Raw genomic sequence first — 18,658 nt, 5'->3', positions numbered from 1 at the left:
TTTAATTCATTAATCTTGAGTGTATTGGTCTCGGTTTGCTAATACATGCCGACACCAGTCGTAAATATCGTCCATATCCAGTTCAGGAAGTGCTTCTTGCGGAATCCAAGTCTCCCACACAAGTTCAAGCAATTTCACCAGTACCTCTGGCTCTATGTCTTCCTCAGCCATGTCATAAAGCGCATGGTAGATTTCATTTATGCGTTCTGCGACTAATTCTTCTTGCCCATCCCAATCACCAACAACGGCTTCAGAAACAAGGTAGTCGTGAATTACTATAAATTCTTTCATTATTGGATAAGTTGTTTTTCTAATATAGCAACGATGCTTTCAAGCCCTTGCTGGTCAGCTTCATCAAAACGCTCAAACTGCGTACTGTCGATATCAAGTACGGCAATTACTTCACCGTTTCGTTTAACCGGGATGACAATTTCTGCGTTACTTGCAGCGTCACAAGCTATGTGCCCATCAAACGCATGTACATCAGCGATACGTTGTGTTTCCGCCGTTTTAGCGGCAGTACCACAGACACCTTTTCCCACAGGAATACGAATACATGCAACTTTGCCTTGAAATGGCCCTAGTACAAGCTCGCCATCAACCATGCGGTAGAAGCCAGCCCAATTTACATGCTCCAAAGATTCGAATAACAGTGCGCTGATATTTGCCATGTTGGCAATTAGATCCGTTTCGCCTGAAATAATTGCAGCAGCTTGCTCATTTAATAAGCGGTAAAAAGACGCTTTTTCCATTAATTAGAAATCATCATTTAGAAAAGCGCTAAAGATACCTTGATATAGCACAGAGTTAAAGTATTAATCGCGTTAAGCAGCAATTATCTTAAGGCTTTAATGAAAATGTCACAGTCACTTCCGCGCTGATTTGATCAAGTCCAGCGAAACTACTACCAACCATTTCTTTTCCCATAGCGTCGGCTGCCATCATCATTGGACTTGGTGCACGATGAGAATGCTCATTAAGTACAACCACCTTACCTAACTTAACACCCAAGTTCCCTGCCAAACGTTCAGCTTTTTTTCTGGCGTTTGCGACGGCCAAAGACAGTGCTTGTTGATAAAGGTTATCGGTATCAGAAATACTTGTTTGTACAGGTGATATTCTGGTGACACCAATCTTACTCGCTTTATCGATAAGCCTTTCATAATCGTCAATATCGGCTAATGTAACATCAACACGACGACTCACCGAAAACGATTTTATGCGACTAACTTCATCTTTCTTCAATTGCCCAGGGGCCACTTCTACAATAGCTCCGTCATTGCTTGGTGCGCTAACATATACACTCTCTGCATTGCGCGGTTGCGTAGGGTATATAGGGTAGACCTGAAGTTGGGTGGTTGTAATACCTTCTTTCGGTACATTTAACCCAAGTGCTGCTTGGGTTAGCATTTTAACCCGGTTATCAACACCTGCTTTCGTTTTTGATAGAGAGTATCCTCTGTCTTCAATGGTAAAGGTGACTTTGAACTGGTCTGGTTCTTTTTCGATCGTAGCCTTCCCTACAACCGTTATACCGTCTTGCGCATGAGACATCGGTGTCAAAGCAAATAGAAACAAAAATGGAGTCAATAATAACGGGTTAATTCGCATACTTTAGTGTCCTTGTTGGATAGAATGAAGAAACGCTTTACGCTCTTCCTTCGACGCTTGTTGCCACCAATAGTTTAGCATTTGATACGCACGACTTTGTGACGAAACGTTACCTGATTCGCTGTCCTTTGGTAACGCGGAACCAGTATTTGAGTCATTTGGTATTTGATTATCATTTGCAGGAGCAGTTGTGAGCGGGGTTTCTCGGGCAACTTCTATAGCTCTTTGATACTGCGCCTTCTCGAAGTCTCTCAACGAAGACAAACTAAAGCTTGCGGGGGTGTTATTAGAACTCATAATCGTCAAAGTTGGTTTCAATGCATATTTTCTTGCCTGCATTTCATCAAGTATTTCTGGTGACTGAACCGTTAAATTGGCATCAGACATATCAACAATCATAACAAAAGGTTCTGACTTTATTTTTGCATGATCATCATTTGAAGGATCTTCAAAAAGCTCATTATAGCGATACAAAACTACATGGCGGCCTGGGGTCAATTCGATGTCCGACTTTTTTGAGAAAAAGCCAGACGAATAATCTTGGCCATTAACTTTTAAGACATCGTATACTTCAGGAAAAGTAATGGTTGCCGCAAATGACATTTGAAAAGAGAAACACAGGAACGTAATCAATGATAATGCTTTACGCATAAAAAAGCCCTTATTAACAATATAATAAGGGCAAGTTTAGCGTAGTGGTGCTTGTATGAACAAGCTCAGCCAATGCGTTACACAATAAACTTAGACGTCGCTTCACGAATTTGCGTTGCATTACCATCAAGTTGTTGAGCTACGTCACCAATTTCTTCTACTGCTGTCATCGTAGACCCAAAGCTGTTGTACATTTCCTCTATATTGGCAACAACCGTTTCAGCTACACTTGACTGCTCTTCCGTCGCCGTTGCAATTTGGCTGTTCATCGAACTGATATGGCCAATTTGCTCTTTAATGTTAGTCAGCGACTGGTCTACTTCACGTGATATTTGCTCATTTGAGTCAGCTTTCTCCTTAGCAGACTCCATTGAATTTACAGACTGATCAGCAGCGGAAATTAATTTATCTAGCAGCTCACGGATTTCAGTAGTAGATAATGCTGTACGCGATGCCAAGCTTCTTACCTCATCGGCAACAACAGCGAAGCCTCGACCTTGTTCGCCTGCTCGCGCCGCTTCAATAGCTGCGTTTAAAGCAAGCAAGTTAGTTTGTTCTGCTATACCGTTAATTACATCAAGTATCTGATTCATGTTTTGAGAATCTTGTGCAAGTTGATTAATAACACTTGCTGCATTCGTGATTTCCTGCGTTAAATCGCCAGATACACTGAGCGAGCGATGAACATTGTCCATACCTTGATTTACTTCCACCTCACCAGCGCCCGCTGCATTTGCCGCTTCAGCTGCTGATTTAGCGATATCAGTTACGCTGTGCTGCATTTCAACCATTGACTGCTTAGTGACTTCTGCAACCTCTGACTGACTTTTCACGTTAGTATCAACTTGATGAACTTTTTCAGCTAGCTGCTCAGCACTCGAGGTTAGCGGGTTAACCACGTCTACAACTTCGCGAACAATACCACGCAACATTTGTGTAAATATGTTGAAGTGCTTAACAACGCTGCCTAATTCGTCTTGGCTGTCGACACTGAGTTGGTTGGTTAAATCACCATCCCCCTCAGCCAATTCCTGAAGTGAATCACTGACTGAAATAACCGCTTTACTGATAGACTTGGCAATCGCGAAACTCAGCAATGTCATCAATCCGAGCGATACAATACCTAATAAAATACTTAGATTACGGGAGTCTTCACCGTTCTCAACTGTTTGATGCACAAGGTCGTTGAACATCGTAGCTGCGTCGGCTTTTTGATTACCAAGTGTTTGCCCTACTTCTTCAAATAGAGCAGATTTTTTCTCTATTTTTCCTTGAGCCGATGCAAAATCAATTTCTTCATTGATAAAGCCGACGGATATTTCTTTGGCAATATCGTTATATTCCTTAGCTTTTCTGCTTACGCCATCAATGTTACCAAACTGACTATCAAGTGATTTTATCTTGTTAAGGTTAGCAACCAACATATCAAGTGATGCCTCAGCGTCAGCTAACAAGTCTTCATCACCAAAAGAAACACTCTGCGTGTAGAGTTCATCTATGCGTTGCCAAGCTGTCACATTTTCACTGGTTAAATTTACCAAATGAATAGCGGTATCTTGCATCGTAGTCAGCAAGGCTTGGTTTTTAGATATCGCAGTAATGGTAATCACCAGATTAAGCAAAAATGCGATAAACGCTATGGCCAGTATCGCCATTATTTTATGGAATATTTTCAACGATTTAAAAAATTGCATCGATAACCTCGGTTGCTAACATACGTCTATATTGTATCGGTCTGTTGGTTGTTCTCTTTAACTATAATTCGATTTTCCTAAATTACTAATTATGCTCAGAATTAAGGAAATACCGCACAAAAAAGTGCGGTGTAATCTCGCTAAAAAGTGGCGACAACTTTTACATCGCCTGTAACACTATTACTGTCAACAAAACCTATTGCATTTGGGTCACTTTTGACAGCATCAATCATTGCGCCATCATTGGCTATTTCCTTTGGCGGTGTCCCTTTACCTGTAAACGCTAATTTTGACCAGTAAGACTTAAATTGACTGTTGGATTTACTTAGCGCTTTTTGGCGAAAGTCTTCAGTTGTGGCAACACTGTCCGGAAGAGAAAGCACGCTAGCCTTCCCACCACCTGGGAAAGACTTTGCTTTCCCCAAATAAATGCGCTTAATGATTTTTGCATCTATTGCGTCTGCGTTCGCACTGTTCACGATAACGGACACTTCTGCTACAGAAGAAAAACTGATCAATACGGCAACTAAAGCAAACACCTTATTTAAGGTTTTCATCACTACGACTCCTCGAATACACTACCTTGGCCTGCACGTTAACACTCGATAAACTGCTTAGCTCTGGTGTACCACAGACGTTAAAAAATTTAATCTGCGATACTCCGGCTTAATCTGCCAAAGCAAAAATTAGCTGATTAAAAAACGAAATCTAAACCAAACGATACAATGCCTGTATCTTCATCGACTGCTTCACTGTGAACATTGGTATATTCAAATTTATAGGCAATACCTGCAGCAGCGTCATAGCGGAAATGAATCCCTTGTGCGTCGTATTCATTTGGTAGTAAGAAAGCGTCTGTCACGCCTCTGGCCCATACGTTGACGAAAGGATCTTGAGAGCTTGCACTATCATTTTCGTAATCATAAGACACTTTCTCGAAAACGCCCGTCACAACCCAATCACCAAACCGATACCCAACTGAGCCATACACTTGCTCAGTAGACTCACTGAACGAATCTTTAATTTCAGAGGTAGCAAACTCCAGATTCAGCAACCAGTTGTTATAATCGATTGTTGAACCTACCGTGAAATAAGTAACATCGTCTTCATCGATGTACGTGTCGTTCATGTCATATACAGCTTCACCAGCAGGATTGAATACAATAGAGTTTTCTACCATGTAGCCCGGCAGTGCACCCTCAAGGTTTGCATCAAGCAGTGGAGAGATACTTAAACTAATTTCAGAAAATAACGCCCCCGCATAAATCGAAAACCATTCGTATGTATAATCAGCTGAAAACTGAATGATGTTATTGAGCTCAGTGTCAACGACACCTAGCGCTGTATCACCATTTCCGTCAAAAGCACCGAAAGACGCTTTAATCGTCAAGTCACCATCACCAACAAAGGTAGAGTGCATCACACGAACACCTTCAATCACATCGAAGTCCTGTCCACGGTATATTGCAGTAGGCATTCGCGTGTAATTGTGGCTATAACCAATATCTTGCGTATCTGAATGTCTGAAATAAGGTAACGCAAAACGACCAAACGACAGTGTCGTTTCTGGTGAAAACTGATAATTTAAATATGCCCAACGCGCTTCAAGATCAAAATCTTCCTCGCCTCTGGCTTGCATGACCAAGACTGCGCTCCATTCTTGGTTCAATACCGCTGTGGTTTGTAATGCAAACAATGATTCGCTCTTAAAATCGATATCATCGTCATATGGAAAGCTTACTGGAAAGTGATCGTCATCTAGCGTCATACCACCACGGATTGAACCGTAGCCATTAAAGTTGATTTCTACCGCTGACGCGGCGGCACTCAAACAGGTGCTAGCAACTAACGTCGCTAAAAGAGATTTTTTCATGATTGCTCCAATAGAGTTTCTGTAATTCAGAGTTATTAACGTTATTTTATCTTTAATAACAATTAGTTACTTTTATTTATTGTTACAGCTTTGTTTTACAACCTTTTGTTTTACATTGTTTTTATATGTCGCTCACTGTAAGTAAAGTAAATAAAATCAAAAATTCCAGTAATTTTCATAATTTACGTGTTTTTTCTCTGAACAAAAAAGGCCGTGTAATCTCTTACACGGCCTTTTTAATTTACACTTCAATTACAGGTTAGAAGGTTGCAATCACTTTAACGTCACCTGTAACGTTTGCACTGGTAACAAAACCAATCGCAGACGCATCATTTTTCACAGCGTCTATCATTGCTGCTTCACTCGCAATCTCTTTTGGTGGTGTGCCTTTGCCCGTGAACGCCAACTTTGACCAGTAAGATTTAAACTGACTGGTAGACTTACTCAACGCCTTTTGACGAAACTCTTCGGTAGCAGAAATAGAATCGGATAATGATAAAACATTCGCTTTTGTTCCATTGGCAAACGATTTTGTCTTACCTAAATAGATGCGTTTAATAAGTTTTGCATCAATAGCGTCACTGTTAGTCGAATTAACGATAACTGAAATTTCAGCGGCTGAAACTGCGTGTGTCACCAAGAATAACAATACAATGATTATTTTGTTTAAGAATGTCATGTTGTTCCCCTAAAAAACTACGTCGACACCAAGCGTTAACGCTTCGCTATCACCCGCTACAGCGAGAGAGAATGAATTGTCTTCAACTTTGTCGTATTGCACTTTAAAGGCTGCTGATGGGTGGAAATCCCAACGTAAACCAACCATTGTTGTGTTATGGTTTTCACCGTCTTGGTCGTCTTGTTCGTACTCTGAATAGCCGACAAATGGTGTAAACTCATTCCAACGGTAGCCAAATGTGACCATACGAGTATCAAACTCAGTATCAAGTTCTAAACGACTCATTTCGGTTAACACAAACCAGTTTTCAAAATCGAAATTAAACGCTGCGCCATAAAATGTGCCATCACGATAGTCTTTGTCTCCAAAATACTGACGCTCACCCTCAATGTAACGCTCATTTGTATATTCCATTACCGTTAAGCGGGCTTCAAACCAATCTTTACTTACGTTAACGACACCACCTAAAATATCTTTCCAGATTTCTCGTGTTTCCGCACCACCAAAGAAGAAATCACCTAATAGCTTATTGTCTTTGTCGTCCTCACGGCCTGCGTAAACATTAGCTTGTATCGACCATTCACCGATATCAGTTGAATAAAGCGCATTTACACCGTTGTAGTTAAAAATCTGCCATGTGTAGTTGTCTGCAGGCGCACGCATCCAAACGTAAGCGTAGCCAACATCATAGAAATCTGAGTAGTAGAATAACGGTAGGCGCTTTTTACCAGCTTGAACGGTCCATTCGTCGTTAATTTCGTAAGAAATATATGCCCACTCGAACTCTGGATCCCATTCGTTGGCACCACGCGCTACAATTTGTGCAGTAGCCGATAAGCCATCGGTCAATTCCGCACTAACTTGTAAACCAAATAAGCTCTCTGGGTCAAAGCTCCACTCATCGTTGTAAGCAGACACAATTGGATAATCAGCAAGGAATGTTGGTTCTACTCCATATTGGGGAACACCGTCACCACTCAAAACCTTACCAGCGTTAATGCTGGCAAAACCTGATAAATTTACTTCTGCCATAACTGGTAGTGAAGCAGTTAACGCTGTGGCAGCGGAAAGTGCTATTGCAGACTTAAGTTTCATTTTGATTCTCTCTCGGTATGTTTTATCAAAACCATGCGCTAGTTTTAATACTTGATTACAAAACGGCGCGCATTATAGAGAGATTTTTAACGTTTAAATACATAGAGTTACAATACTATCTCAAACGTAACACTTATGTATTTCTTTAGTGTTAAAACACCTAGTTTGTAACTAAAAACACGGTTAGCTGTTACAAAATTAGATAGCCTTTAGTACAGAGGTGTAACAATAGATACCTAAGTCCATTATAAAGACAGGAAACGGCAGGAATATAAAAAGAAATCATGCTCTGAATAAAATGTTGAAGGCCATTAAGCAAAAAAATACCGAATCTACGATTCGGTATTTTTGTTAGTGTACAAAGGTGTCAATTTAGAAGGTAGCTACAACTTTTACGTCACCGGTTACACTGCCACTATCGACAAAACCAATGGCACCAGGATCCGCTTTTACCGCGTCTACCATCGCATTATCGTTTGCCATTTCTTTTGGCGGTGTTCCTTTTCCCGTAAACGCCAATTTTGACCAGTAAGACTTGTATTGGCTGTTGGACTTTCCGAGTGCTTTTTCTCGAAAGTCTGACGTCGTTGACGAAGAATCCGGTAGTGACAACATTTGCACTTTTGTGCCACTGGGAAAAGATTTGGACTTACCTAAATAAATCCGCTTAATCGTTTTCGCATCAAGGTTGTCTGCATTATTACTATTTACAATTACAGCCACTTCTGCAACGCTAGAAAAGCTTAATAACAGTGCAAGCAGCGAGGTGGTTTTAAGAAATATTCTCATCATCTATCTCCCTAAAATACAACATCAACGCCAAGGGTAATAGCTTCACTATCACCGGCTACCGCGAGTGCAAAAGAGTTGTCTTCTACTTTGTCATATTGCACTTTAAACGCTGCTGAGGGGTGGAAGTCCCATCGTAAACCAACCATTGTTGTATTGTGCTCTTCTCCATCTGGATCGTCTTGTTCATATTCCGAATAACCAACGAAAGGTGTAAATTCGTTCCAACGATAACCCAGTGTTAACATCCGCGTATCGAAGTCAGAATCGAGTTCCAGACGGCTCATTTCGGTCAACACAAACCAACTTTCAAAATCAAAATTGAATGCTACTCCGTAAAATGTGCCATCACGATAATCTTTATCACCAAAGAACTGTCGCTCACCGTCGATATAACGCTCATTGGTGTATTCCATTACCGATAATCGAGCCTCAAACCAATCTTTGCTAACATTTACAACACCGCCAAAAATATCCTTCCAAATTTCGCGTGTTTCAGCACCACCGAAAAAGAAATCGCCTAGCAGTTTGTTGTCTTTATCGTCTTCCTTACCGGTGTATAGGTTTGCTTGTAGAGACCAGTCGCCTATGTCAGTCGTATACAAAACGTTAGCGCCTGTATAATTAAATATTTGCCATGTGTAGTTGTCAGCTGGCGCTCGCATCCAGACATAGGCATAACCTACATCATAGAAGTCTGAATAATAAAATAGCGGCAGACGCTTCTTACCCGCCTGCACCGTCCAATTATCATTTATTTCATAGGATAGGTAAGCCCACTCGAAGTCAGGATCCCACTCATCTGCACCTCTAGCAACAATTTGTGCTGTAGCGGTAAGTCCTTCCATTAAATCTGCGCTTACCTGAAGCCCAAATAAACTTTCAGGATCAAAGTCCCATTCCTCTTCATAAACCGACACAATCGGGTAATCAGCAAGAAACGTTGGTGGTAACCCGAACTGCGGAACACCATCACCACTGAGCACTTTACCAGCGTTTATACTAGCAAACCCCGAAAGATTGATTTCTGAATGGGAGGATAATGAAATTACCGACGTTGATAGTGCGGCAACCAGTAATGCTGTTTTAGTCTTCATGTTGATACTCTCTTAGTATGTTCAATAAAACCAATGCGCTATTTCAATAGCGTAAAACTTCCTTACTCCATTATTTTTATTATTAAACTAAAGGCTGCCATACAGCATAGAAAGCAGCCTTAGTATCCTTAACCTCGTAGACTTCATCCGTCGTTAACAAAAATACAAAACTTGGATGCGGAAACCTGCAACTGCATAAGCCACTTCCACATGGACTCATTTACATGTAAGTAAAGAACAAAAAGTAAGAAATGCCAGAAATAATCGGTATTTAGAAATATTTCCTGTAGATAAATACAAAAATGCCGCACTAAAGAGTACGGCATTTGCTATGACAATGTTTTAGCTAGTTAAGGGGCTAACGCATTAAAAACTATCTGCAGGAATTCGAACAAAACCTTCCATTAAGATCCTTGCACTTCTACTCATAATGGCTTTTTCAACCACCCAATTACCCGCTTCGCAACTTGCCTGCGCGCCTACTTTCAATGTTCCCGAAGGATGACCGAAAGTTACAGCAGACTTATCACCACCGCCAGCAGCTAGGTTTACCAACGTTCCCGGAATCGCAGCAGCCGTACCAATGGCAACGGCAGCCGTTCCCATCATGGCATGATGCAATTTACCCATAGATAAAGCACGTACATTTAAATCAATGGCTTCTTGCTCAATCAGTTTGCCACTCGACGCGGTATAAGAACTTGCAGGTGAAACAAATGCAATTTTAGGGGTATGCTGACGTGCTTTTGCTTCTTCTAAATCAGTAATCAACCCCATTTTAAGCGCACCGTGCGCCCTAACATTTTCAAACCAAGCGAGTTTTTCATCACTGTTATTAATGTCGTCTTGAAGTTCAGTACCTTGATAGCCTATTTCATCGGCATTTAAGAAAATGGTTGGAATACCGGCGTTTATCATTGTTGCTTTAAATGTCCCTACTGATGGAATTTCTAAGTCATCAACAATATTCCCTGTTGGAAACATAGCTTCAGATGGATCGACAGGAGCAACAAACTCTACAGGGACTTCAGCAGCAGGAAATGTAACTCCGTCTAATTCAAAATCACCTGTTTCTTGCACTTCACCATTGGTAATTGGAACCTGCGCAATAATGGTCTTTTCGATGTTTTTCTGCCAAATGCGAACAGTACAAACCCCATTTTCTGGAATTCTACTTGGGTCAACTAAACCAGAATAAATCGCAAAAGAACCAACCGCAGCGGTTAAATTGCCACAATTACCCGACCAATCAACAAATGCCTTGTCAATGGCTACTTGGCCAAATAAGTAATCGACATCATGATCAGGAATTTCTGACTTCGCTAAAATAACCGTTTTAGACGTACTCGAGGTAGCACCACCCATGCCATCAGTTTGTTTACCGTATGGATCGGGAGAGCCAATCACACGAAGCAACATATTGTCACGGGCTTCACCTGGGATCTGACAACGTTCTGGTAAATCCGTTAAATTAAAGAAAACACCTTTTGACGTGCCACCACGGATATAGGTAGCTGGAATTTTTACTTGTGGAGTATGTTTCATATTTTCTCCATGTGTTCACTTGTTATTTGCAACGATTACTGCGTTAGTTAACGTCACATAGACTACTATGCTCCTTTTAACCGCCTTGTACTCCTTCCAAATAACTCAGTGAAAAATCTATTTTTTAAAACATAAAGGCGACTCTAGTCGCCTTTGAATACAATTAACTTGAATAGAGTTTGATGTTTTAGCGAGATATTTTTGTTTTCTGCTAGGCGGTGACGCGGAATGTACAAGTGTACATGAGCATCACCAACAACGCAGAAAGCTAAAATATCCGTTTAAACATTAGACTCCAAGAAATCGGCTGCAAATTTTTGTAGCACCCCACCTGCAGCATGAACAACAACTTCTTCCGCTGTATCCAAACGACATTTCACTGGGATTTCTACCGACTCGCCATTTTTGCGGTTAACGATAACCGTCATCTCACCACCTGGTGACGTTTCGCCTTTAACATCAAATGTTTCTGTACCATCAATGTTGTAGGTCTCGCGAGTTTCACCATTTATGAACTGTAAAGGCAATACACCCATACCAATTAGATTTGTACGGTGAATACGTTCAAAGCCTTCAGCGACAATTACTTCAACGCCTGCTAAACGAACACCTTTAGCGGCCCAATCTCGGCTAGAGCCTTGACCATAATCGGCACCCGCAATAATACAAAGCGGTTGTTTGCGTTCCATGTAGGTTTCGATTGCTTCCCACATACGAGACTCAACACCTTCTGGCTCGATACGAGCAAGTGAACCTTGTTTAACATTACCTGCTTCGTCACGCACCATTTCGTTAAATAACTTAGGGTTTGCGAATGTTGCACGCTGGGCTGTTAAGTGATCACCACGATGAGTTGCGTATGAGTTGAAGTCTTCTTCTGGTAGACCCATTTTATGTAAATAGGCGCCAGCAGCACTGTCTAACAAAATTGCATTTGATGGTGATAAATGATCCGTTGTGATGTTATCGCCTAACACCGCTAATGGACGCATACCTTTCATGGTGCGCTCTCCAGCTAATGCACCTTCCCAGTATGGTGGACGACGAATATACGTCGACATTTCTCGCCAGTCATATAATGGGCTCTCAGCAGGTTCAAAAGCACCTAAATCAAACATTGGCGTGTAGATTTTTCTGAACTGCTCTGGTTTAACTGATGATTCAACAATTGCATCAATTTCTTCATCAGAAGGCCAAATATCTTTCAAACGAATATCATTGCCGTTTTGATCTTGCCCTAATACATCTTGCTCAATATCAAAACGCATTGTTCCTGCAATCGCATAAGCAACAACCAATGGTGGCGATGCTAAGAATGCTTGTTTGGCATACGGGTGAATACGGCCATCAAAGTTCCGGTTACCCGAAAGTACTGCCGTAGCGTACAAGTCACGGTCAATAATCTCTTGCTGAATTTTCGGGTCTAATGCACCAGACATACCGTTACACGTTGTACAAGCGTATGCAACAATACCAAAACCAAGCTTTTCTAATTCTGTTAACAGCCCTGCTTCTTCTAGATAAAGTTTGGCGACTTTAGAGCCAGGAGCAAACGAAGTTTTTACCCAAGGCTTACGAATCAAACCTAGTTCATTAGCACGTTTTGCCACCAAACCTGCGGCAACAACGTTGCGTGGGTTAGAGGTGTTGGTACAAGAAGTAATAGCAGCGATGATACAAGCGCCATCTGGCATTAAACCTTTTGCTTCTTCTGCTTTTGCTTTATCTAAATCTTTTGCAATTTCTTTCGACGCTAAATCAGCGGTTGCTAAACGACGGTGTGGGTTTGAAGGGCCTGCCATGTTGCGGCCAACCGTTGATAAATCAAATTCCAATACGCGTTCGTATTCAGCGTTAACTAAATCGTCAGCCCATAAACCTGTGTGTTTAGCATAAGTTTCGACGAGCTCTACTTGCTCAGGTTCGCGTCCTGTAATTTTTAAGTAATCAATCGTTTGTTGATCGATATAGAACATACCTGCTGATGCACCATATTCTGGTGTCATATTTGAGATAGTGGCTCTATCACCAATAGATAGTGAGCTTGCGCCTTCACCAAAGAATTCTAGGTATGCGCCAACAACTTTTTCATTACGTAAAAATTCAGTAATGGCTAAAACGATATCCGTTGCCGTGATACCTGGTTGACGTTTGCCAACAAGTTTAACACCGACAATATCAGGCAAACGCATCATTGACGGGCGACCTAACATTACCGTTTCAGCTTCTAAACCACCAACACCGATAGCAATAACACCTAATGCATCGACATGTGGTGTATGAGAATCAGTACCTACACAAGTATCAGGGAATGCAACGCCGTCACGATTTTGAATAACTGGCGACATTTTCTCTAGGTTAATTTGATGCATGATGCCGTTACCAGCTGGAATTACATCAACATTTTTAAATGCCGTTTTTGTCCATTCAATAAAATGGAAGCGATCTTCATTACGACGATCTTCAATAGCGCGGTTCTTCTCAAATGCATCAGGGTCAAAACCCGGAGCTTCAACAGCAAGAGAGTGATCAACTATTAGTTGTGTTGGTACTACAGGGTTTACCTTCGCAGGATCACCACCTTGCTCTGCGATAGCATCACGCAGGCCAGCTAAATCAACCAAGGCTGTTTGACCTAAGATATCGTGACAAACAACGCGTGCTGGATACCAAGGAAAATCTAAATCACGTTTGGTGTTAAGGATCTGCTCTAAAGAAGCGTTTAAGCTTGCAGGGTCACATTTTCGTACTAACTGCTCTGCTAGCACACGAGATGTATAAGGGAGTTTGGCGTAAGCGCCAGGTTTGATGGCTTCACACGCTTCACGGGTATCGAAAAAGTCAATATTAGCGCCCGGTAGCGGCTTACGATAATCGTAGTTCATAATTTACCTACAATTTGAATTTGATTAGAAATTGAAGCCCTTTTCGGCAAAGAGCTGGGTATTGAGTACTGCTTCGCTCTCAACACATAAATAAAGGAAGAGATAGTTTGGTTTTTCACAAGGCTTTAAGAAAAGTTAACGCGCAGCATACAAGAAGTATGTGAGCAGTTAACTTTTCTTTATAACGTAGTGAAAAGTCTAACTAGACTTCCGAGCTAGTTTCTATTTTCAATAGAGACAAAATCACGAGCGTCTGGACCTGTATAATCTGCTGACGGTCGAATAATTCGGTTATTAGCACGTTGCTCCATCGCATGAGCAGTCCAACCCGATACACGTGAACAAACAAAAATTGGCGTAAACAACTTAGTAGGAATACCCATAAAATTGTATGCTGATGCATGGAAGAAATCTGCATTACAGAACAATTTCTTCTCGCGCCACATAACAGCTTCACAGCGCTCAGATACAGCGTACAATTTAGTATCGCCTACTTGCTCAGAAAGCTTCTTCGACCACTCTTTGATGATAGCGTTACGCGGATCTGACTCACGGTAAACAGCATGACCAAAGCCCATAATCTTTTCTTTACGAGCTAACATACCCATCATTGCTTCTTCAGCTTCATCAGCAGTTTCCCACTGTTCAATCATGTCCATTGCTGCTTCGTTGGCACCACCATGTAATGGGCCACGTAAAGAACCAATAGCGCCGGTAACAATAGAATGAATGTCAGAAAGCGTTGATGCACAAACACGGCCAGTGAACGTCGACGCGTTGAACTCATGCTCAGCATAAAGCACTAATGATGCATGCATAACGTCTACGTGAAGCGGTTCAGGCTTTTTATTGTGAAGTGTCCAAAGGAACTGTTCCGCAATTGAGTCAGCTTCTGTTTCTGTTTCGATGCGAACGCCGTTATGGCTAAAGTTGTACCAGTAGTTCAACATGCCAGGGAAAATGGCTAACATCCGGTCAATGTGGTCAAGTTGATCTGAAAAATCTGTTGCTTCCGTTTCTAAGTTGCCAAGCATGGATGTACCTGTACGCATCACGTCCATAGGATGTGCATCCTTTGGAATGTTCTCGAGTACAACTTTCAGTGCATCTGGCAACGCACGCATGCCTTTTAATCGCGCTTTATACGCGTCTAATTCAGCTTGCGTTGGTAAGTTGCCGTATAGTAATAAGTACGCGACTTCTTCAAACTGTGCATTTGCTGCTAAGTCTTTGATATCGTAACCACGATACGTTAAACCAGAACCCGTTTTACCTACAGTACATAATGCAGTTTCACCTGCGCTCTGACCACGAAGGCCTGCTCCACCCAATTTTTTATCAACCATTACTCTATTCCTTCATACTTAACTTGTTGTTAGAGCTAACTGCTTTATCGTCAGCTCTTTTGCATTGTTCTATTAATTATTTATTTTTGCCTTCGGCAAATAGTGAATCTAGCTTTTGCTCATAGTCGTGATAGCCAAGGTAGTCATAAAGATCCATACGCGTTTGCATATTCTCAATTTCGGCTTTCTGATGACCATCAGTCAGTAACGTTTTATAAACAGATTCTGCCGCTTTGTTCATCGCACGGAATGCAGACAATGGGTAAAGCACCATATCAGCGCCCCACTCTCCTAACTGCTCTTGGCTCCAAAGTTCGGTTTTACCAAACTCGGTAATATTCGCTAGAATTGGTACATCTAACGCTTCAGAAAATGCGCGGTAGTGCTCTTCTGTTTGCACAGCTTCAGCAAAAATGCCGTCAGCACCGGCTGCAACATAAGCTTTAGCACGTGCTATTGCAGCGTCCAACCCTTCTTGTGCGAATGAATCTGTTCGAGCCATGATGAAAAAGTCTTCATCTGTTCTTGCATCCACAGCAGCTTTGATACGATCAACCATTTCTTCTGTAGAAACGATTTCTTTGTTTGGGCGATGACCACAACGCTTTTGCGCCACTTGATCTTCAATATGTACTGCCGCAGCACCTGCTTTTTCCATATCACGAATGGTTTTAGCGATGTTAAATGCTCCGCCCCATCCAGTGTCGATATCTACCATTAAAGGTAGGCTAGATGCTGAAGTTATACGTTGCACATCGGCAATTACGTCATTGAGTGACGTCATACCTAAGTCAGGTAAACCATAAGATGCATTTGCTACACCACCACCTGAAAGGTAAATAGCTTGATGGCCAATTTGTTCTGCCATCATTGCACAATACGCGTTAATTGTGCCTACAATGGCAAGCGGTTTATTGTTTTCTAGCGCCTTTCGAAACTTAGCGCCCGGTGATAATCTTGCAGACATGTCATTGTCCTCTTTAATCGTTATTTGCTTGTTTATTCGTATTGTCTGATTGCAATAAAGCAATCTTGTTTTCAATGTTTTTACGTGATGCCGCAATATGTCGCCTCATTAGCATTTCAGCCAGTTCACCGTCCCTATCTGCAATCGCGTCAATAATTCTTGAATGTTCATCAAACGCTTTGCTTGCACGCGGACTGTTCATGCCAAATTGACAACGATACATGCGCAATAAATGATAAAGTTGACCACAAAGAATGTTGATCAACTGTTGATTGTGACTGCCTAAAATCACCTTGTAATGAAAGTCGAGATCACCTTCTTCTTGATAATAGGCAATGCCGTCTTGCAGGTCTTTTGCTTTAGCGTGATGCGCCAGCATTTGCTTCATGTCTGAGATTTCTTCATCAGACATTTTCATCGCCGCTTGTCGACAAGCCATACCTTCCAGCGCTTCACGGGCAATATAAAGATCTAACAACCCATCCACTGTGCACTCTACGACGCGTGAGCCTACATTAGGCTTACGTTCAATTAAATGGCACTTCTCTAAACGGTTTAATGCCTCGCGTAGCGTTGAGCGAGAAACTTCGTATTTTCGAGATAACTCCGGTTCACTGATTTTGGTACCAGCTGGCATCTCCCCTTCCACAATAGCTTGTTGGATCTGGGTAAATACCTTATCGGCCGTCGTGATTGGGGTTAATTGTGTTGGATTATTGCTCACAAATTGTCGACAATTAGTAAATTTCAAGGCAAGTATAGAGGTTTATCTCGGAAATACAAGTAAACCAAAGTCTATATTGTCGACAATTAATGAATATTTTGTGATGTATTTATGACACTTAGCTAGGCAATTTAACCAAAGAACCAGTAACAGACTAATATCGCAGCAAATATTCCTGCAAAATCAGCAAACAGGCCACAGCTAACAGCATGTCGCGTATGCTTAATACCGACAGAACCAAAATACACGGCAAGTACGTAGAACGTTGTTTCAGTCGAACCTTGCATGATAGAGGCTAAGCGGCCTGCGAAAGAATCTGCACCAAAATTATTCATGGTCTCAATCATCATTGCTCGAGACCCAGAACCACTGAGCGGCTTCATAATGGCCGTAGGTAACGCATCGACAAACTGCGTATTAAAACCAACAAAAGCAACGGCATAACGAAATATGTCGACAATTAGCTCTAATGCGCCACTTGCTCTGAGCACCCCAATGGCGACTAACATTGCTAACAAGTAGGGTATAAGTTTGATACTGGTATCAAAGCCCTCTTTTGCTCCCTCTATGAACGCGTCATATACATTCACTTTTTTCCGAACGGCTACCAAAATAAAAGTGATGATAGTGACCAAAATGAGAGAATTGCCAAGCAAGGATGACTGTTCAGAGAGCGCTTCACTAGTGAGTTGAGCAAAATACAATATGAGTGACATCAGTACAGCAAAGCCTGCAGCAAAATACATCAACACTACTTTATTCAATAACTGAATATTTTGCTTATAGGACACTGCTAATAAGCCAGCGAAACTAGACGCAAAGGTCGCTAACAATATAGGAATAAAAACATCAGTTGGATTAGCTGCACCTTGCTGCGCCCTATACACAAAAACAGCGATAGGAAATAAGGTGACAGAGCTGGTGTTTAATACTAAAAATAAAATCTGCGCATCTGTCGCCGTGTCTTCTTTTTTATTAAGCGTCTGCAAGTCTTTCATAGCTTTTAAGCCAAGTGGTGTAGCAGCATTGTCTAACCCAAGAAAGTTGGCCGATAGGTTCATTGTCATCGATCCCATAGCAGGGTGGCCTTTAGGCACTTCTGGCATGAGCCGTTGAAAAAGAGGTGAAATCCAATCTGCAATTTTTGCAATAAGCCCAGCATGCTCGGCTATTTTCATCATCCCTAACCAGAAGCTCAAAATACCAATAAGGCCAATCGCAATATCAACGGTGACTTTTGACATGTTAAAAATGCTATTAATCACATCAGAAAAAATAGTGGCGTTGCCGTTAAAGAGGTATTGATAACAACAAGAAAAAAAAGCGAGGAAGAAAAAGCTTATCCAGATTTTGTTAAGCACAATAGTTTATTTATTTAAGTTGTTATTACGCCATCATGACATAAATTAGCCTGTAAACCTAGCTGTAGACAAGGTGTGCACAAACAGTGAACAAATTATGGATGAGTTGTGAACTAAAACGAGTGAAAGGCTATATAATTACATAAAAAACAATAGGTTAAAAAATATTCATTTTTTAATAGCATTAGTGAAAGAATGCACTACAATTAAATTACTTTAGCTTATTTTTTAACCAATGCTCGCACATAGATAAAAGGTAGATAAAGACAAATAAAAGGAAACAACAGATTAATTAATTAGCGCACGGCTCAATCACATGAGCCATTCCCCTGGAACCCGAA

General features: G+C 41.4%; 17 protein-coding genes. All 17 read right to left on the bottom strand.

Annotated features, from left to right (window positions below; all coding sequences use genetic code 11):
* Nucleotides 1-9 precede the first annotated feature (9 nt).
* The gene (locus tag ACFSJY_RS09850; RefSeq protein WP_386033757.1) at nt 10-291 is read right to left on the bottom strand and encodes a hypothetical protein; all 282 of its coding nucleotides are present in this window, start codon (nt 289-291) and stop codon (nt 10-12) included.
* The gene (locus ACFSJY_RS09845; protein WP_386033755.1) at nt 291-752 is read right to left on the bottom strand and encodes a GAF domain-containing protein; all 462 of its coding nucleotides are present in this window, start codon (nt 750-752) and stop codon (nt 291-293) included. Before ACFSJY_RS09845 ends, ACFSJY_RS09850 begins: the two co-directional genes overlap by 1 nt.
* Nucleotides 753-840: 88 nt before the next feature.
* Nucleotides 841-1,611, bottom strand: coding sequence for an SIMPL domain-containing protein (locus ACFSJY_RS09840; RefSeq protein WP_386033753.1), 771 nt, complete (start codon nt 1,609-1,611; stop codon nt 841-843).
* A 3-nt stretch (nt 1,612-1,614) separates the two neighbouring features.
* The gene (locus ACFSJY_RS09835; protein ID WP_386033751.1) at nt 1,615-2,262 is read right to left on the bottom strand and encodes a YccT family protein; all 648 of its coding nucleotides are present in this window, start codon (nt 2,260-2,262) and stop codon (nt 1,615-1,617) included.
* Nucleotides 2,263-2,339: 77 nt separating this feature from the next.
* Nucleotides 2,340-3,956 (bottom strand): methyl-accepting chemotaxis protein, encoded by a 1,617-nt coding sequence (locus ACFSJY_RS09830; RefSeq protein WP_386033749.1) that lies wholly within the window; start codon nt 3,954-3,956, stop codon nt 2,340-2,342.
* Nucleotides 3,957-4,096: 140 nt separating this feature from the next.
* Nucleotides 4,097-4,513 carry a type 2 periplasmic-binding domain-containing protein gene (locus tag ACFSJY_RS09825; RefSeq protein WP_386035003.1) on the bottom strand — a complete coding sequence of 139 codons (417 nt, stop codon included), beginning with the start codon at nt 4,511-4,513 and terminating at the stop codon, nt 4,097-4,099.
* A gap of 137 nt (nt 4,514-4,650) precedes the next feature.
* A complete protein-coding gene (locus ACFSJY_RS09820) occupies nt 4,651-5,829 on the bottom strand; it encodes a hypothetical protein (RefSeq protein ID WP_386033747.1) in 1,179 nt (392 codons plus the stop codon).
* A 259-nt stretch (nt 5,830-6,088) separates the two neighbouring features.
* Complete coding sequence (locus ACFSJY_RS09815; RefSeq protein ID WP_386033745.1) at nt 6,089-6,508, bottom strand: type 2 periplasmic-binding domain-containing protein; 420 nt, start codon at nt 6,506-6,508, stop codon at nt 6,089-6,091.
* Between the two features lie 9 nt (nt 6,509-6,517).
* Complete coding sequence (locus ACFSJY_RS09810; RefSeq protein ID WP_386033743.1) at nt 6,518-7,603, bottom strand: porin; 1,086 nt, start codon at nt 7,601-7,603, stop codon at nt 6,518-6,520.
* 372 nt (nt 7,604-7,975) lie between these two features.
* Nucleotides 7,976-8,395: a substrate-binding domain-containing protein gene (locus ACFSJY_RS09805; protein ID WP_386033741.1), complete on the bottom strand. Its 420-nt coding sequence runs from the start codon at nt 8,393-8,395 to the stop codon at nt 7,976-7,978.
* 8 nt (nt 8,396-8,403) lie between these two features.
* Complete coding sequence (locus ACFSJY_RS09800; RefSeq protein ID WP_386033739.1) at nt 8,404-9,489, bottom strand: porin; 1,086 nt, start codon at nt 9,487-9,489, stop codon at nt 8,404-8,406.
* Between the two features lie 366 nt (nt 9,490-9,855).
* Nucleotides 9,856-11,034: a 2-methylaconitate cis-trans isomerase PrpF gene (prpF, locus tag ACFSJY_RS09795; RefSeq protein ID WP_386033737.1), complete on the bottom strand. Its 1,179-nt coding sequence runs from the start codon at nt 11,032-11,034 to the stop codon at nt 9,856-9,858.
* A 281-nt stretch (nt 11,035-11,315) separates the two neighbouring features.
* On the bottom strand, nt 11,316-13,919 hold the full coding sequence (gene acnD / locus ACFSJY_RS09790; protein ID WP_386033735.1) for a Fe/S-dependent 2-methylisocitrate dehydratase AcnD: 2,604 nt from the start codon (nt 13,917-13,919) through the stop codon (nt 11,316-11,318).
* Between the two features lie 215 nt (nt 13,920-14,134).
* Nucleotides 14,135-15,265 carry a bifunctional 2-methylcitrate synthase/citrate synthase gene (gene prpC, locus ACFSJY_RS09785; RefSeq protein WP_386033733.1) on the bottom strand — a complete coding sequence of 377 codons (1,131 nt, stop codon included), beginning with the start codon at nt 15,263-15,265 and terminating at the stop codon, nt 14,135-14,137.
* Between the two features lie 76 nt (nt 15,266-15,341).
* Entirely contained in the window at nt 15,342-16,232 is an 891-nt protein-coding gene (prpB, locus tag ACFSJY_RS09780; protein WP_386033731.1) for a methylisocitrate lyase, read from the bottom strand.
* A gap of 13 nt (nt 16,233-16,245) precedes the next feature.
* Entirely contained in the window at nt 16,246-16,956 is a 711-nt protein-coding gene (locus tag ACFSJY_RS09775; RefSeq protein WP_386033729.1) for a GntR family transcriptional regulator, read from the bottom strand.
* A gap of 131 nt (nt 16,957-17,087) precedes the next feature.
* Nucleotides 17,088-18,317 (bottom strand): nucleoside recognition domain-containing protein, encoded by a 1,230-nt coding sequence (locus tag ACFSJY_RS09770; RefSeq protein WP_386033727.1) that lies wholly within the window; start codon nt 18,315-18,317, stop codon nt 17,088-17,090.
* Nucleotides 18,318-18,658: the final 341 nt, after the last annotated feature.

This window comes from Thalassotalea euphylliae (genome assembly GCF_042682785.1).
GTDB lineage: Bacteria > Pseudomonadota > Gammaproteobacteria > Enterobacterales > Alteromonadaceae > Thalassotalea_F > Thalassotalea_F euphylliae.
The sequence above is the reverse complement of the archived record's forward strand: the minus strand, read 5'-3'. Positions and strand labels throughout refer to the sequence as shown.

Bases quoted from the DNA above. Each gene is read 5' to 3' on its own strand.
- ACFSJY_RS09845 (WP_386033755.1), bottom strand. From the start codon at position 752: ATGGAAAAAGCGTCTTTTTACCGCTTATTAAATGAGCAAGCTGCTGCA.
- ACFSJY_RS09850 (WP_386033757.1), bottom strand. From the start codon at position 291: ATGAAAGAATTTATAGTAATTCACGACTACCTTGTTTCTGAAGCCGTT.
- prpC (WP_386033733.1), bottom strand. From the start codon at position 15,265: ATGGTTGATAAAAAATTGGGTGGAGCAGGCCTTCGTGGTCAGAGCGCA.
- ACFSJY_RS09830 (WP_386033749.1), bottom strand. From the start codon at position 3,956: ATGCAATTTTTTAAATCGTTGAAAATATTCCATAAAATAATGGCGATA.
- ACFSJY_RS09825 (WP_386035003.1), bottom strand. From the start codon at position 4,513: ATGAAAACCTTAAATAAGGTGTTTGCTTTAGTTGCCGTATTGATCAGT.
- ACFSJY_RS09815 (WP_386033745.1), bottom strand. From the start codon at position 6,508: ATGACATTCTTAAACAAAATAATCATTGTATTGTTATTCTTGGTGACA.
- prpF (WP_386033737.1), bottom strand. From the start codon at position 11,034: ATGAAACATACTCCACAAGTAAAAATTCCAGCTACCTATATCCGTGGT.
- ACFSJY_RS09820 (WP_386033747.1), bottom strand. From the start codon at position 5,829: ATGAAAAAATCTCTTTTAGCGACGTTAGTTGCTAGCACCTGTTTGAGT.
- ACFSJY_RS09835 (WP_386033751.1), bottom strand. From the start codon at position 2,262: ATGCGTAAAGCATTATCATTGATTACGTTCCTGTGTTTCTCTTTTCAA.
- ACFSJY_RS09810 (WP_386033743.1), bottom strand. From the start codon at position 7,603: ATGAAACTTAAGTCTGCAATAGCACTTTCCGCTGCCACAGCGTTAACT.
- prpB (WP_386033731.1), bottom strand. From the start codon at position 16,232: ATGTCTGCAAGATTATCACCGGGCGCTAAGTTTCGAAAGGCGCTAGAA.
- acnD (WP_386033735.1), bottom strand. From the start codon at position 13,919: ATGAACTACGATTATCGTAAGCCGCTACCGGGCGCTAATATTGACTTT.
- ACFSJY_RS09800 (WP_386033739.1), bottom strand. From the start codon at position 9,489: ATGAAGACTAAAACAGCATTACTGGTTGCCGCACTATCAACGTCGGTA.
- ACFSJY_RS09840 (WP_386033753.1), bottom strand. From the start codon at position 1,611: ATGCGAATTAACCCGTTATTATTGACTCCATTTTTGTTTCTATTTGCT.
- ACFSJY_RS09805 (WP_386033741.1), bottom strand. From the start codon at position 8,395: ATGATGAGAATATTTCTTAAAACCACCTCGCTGCTTGCACTGTTATTA.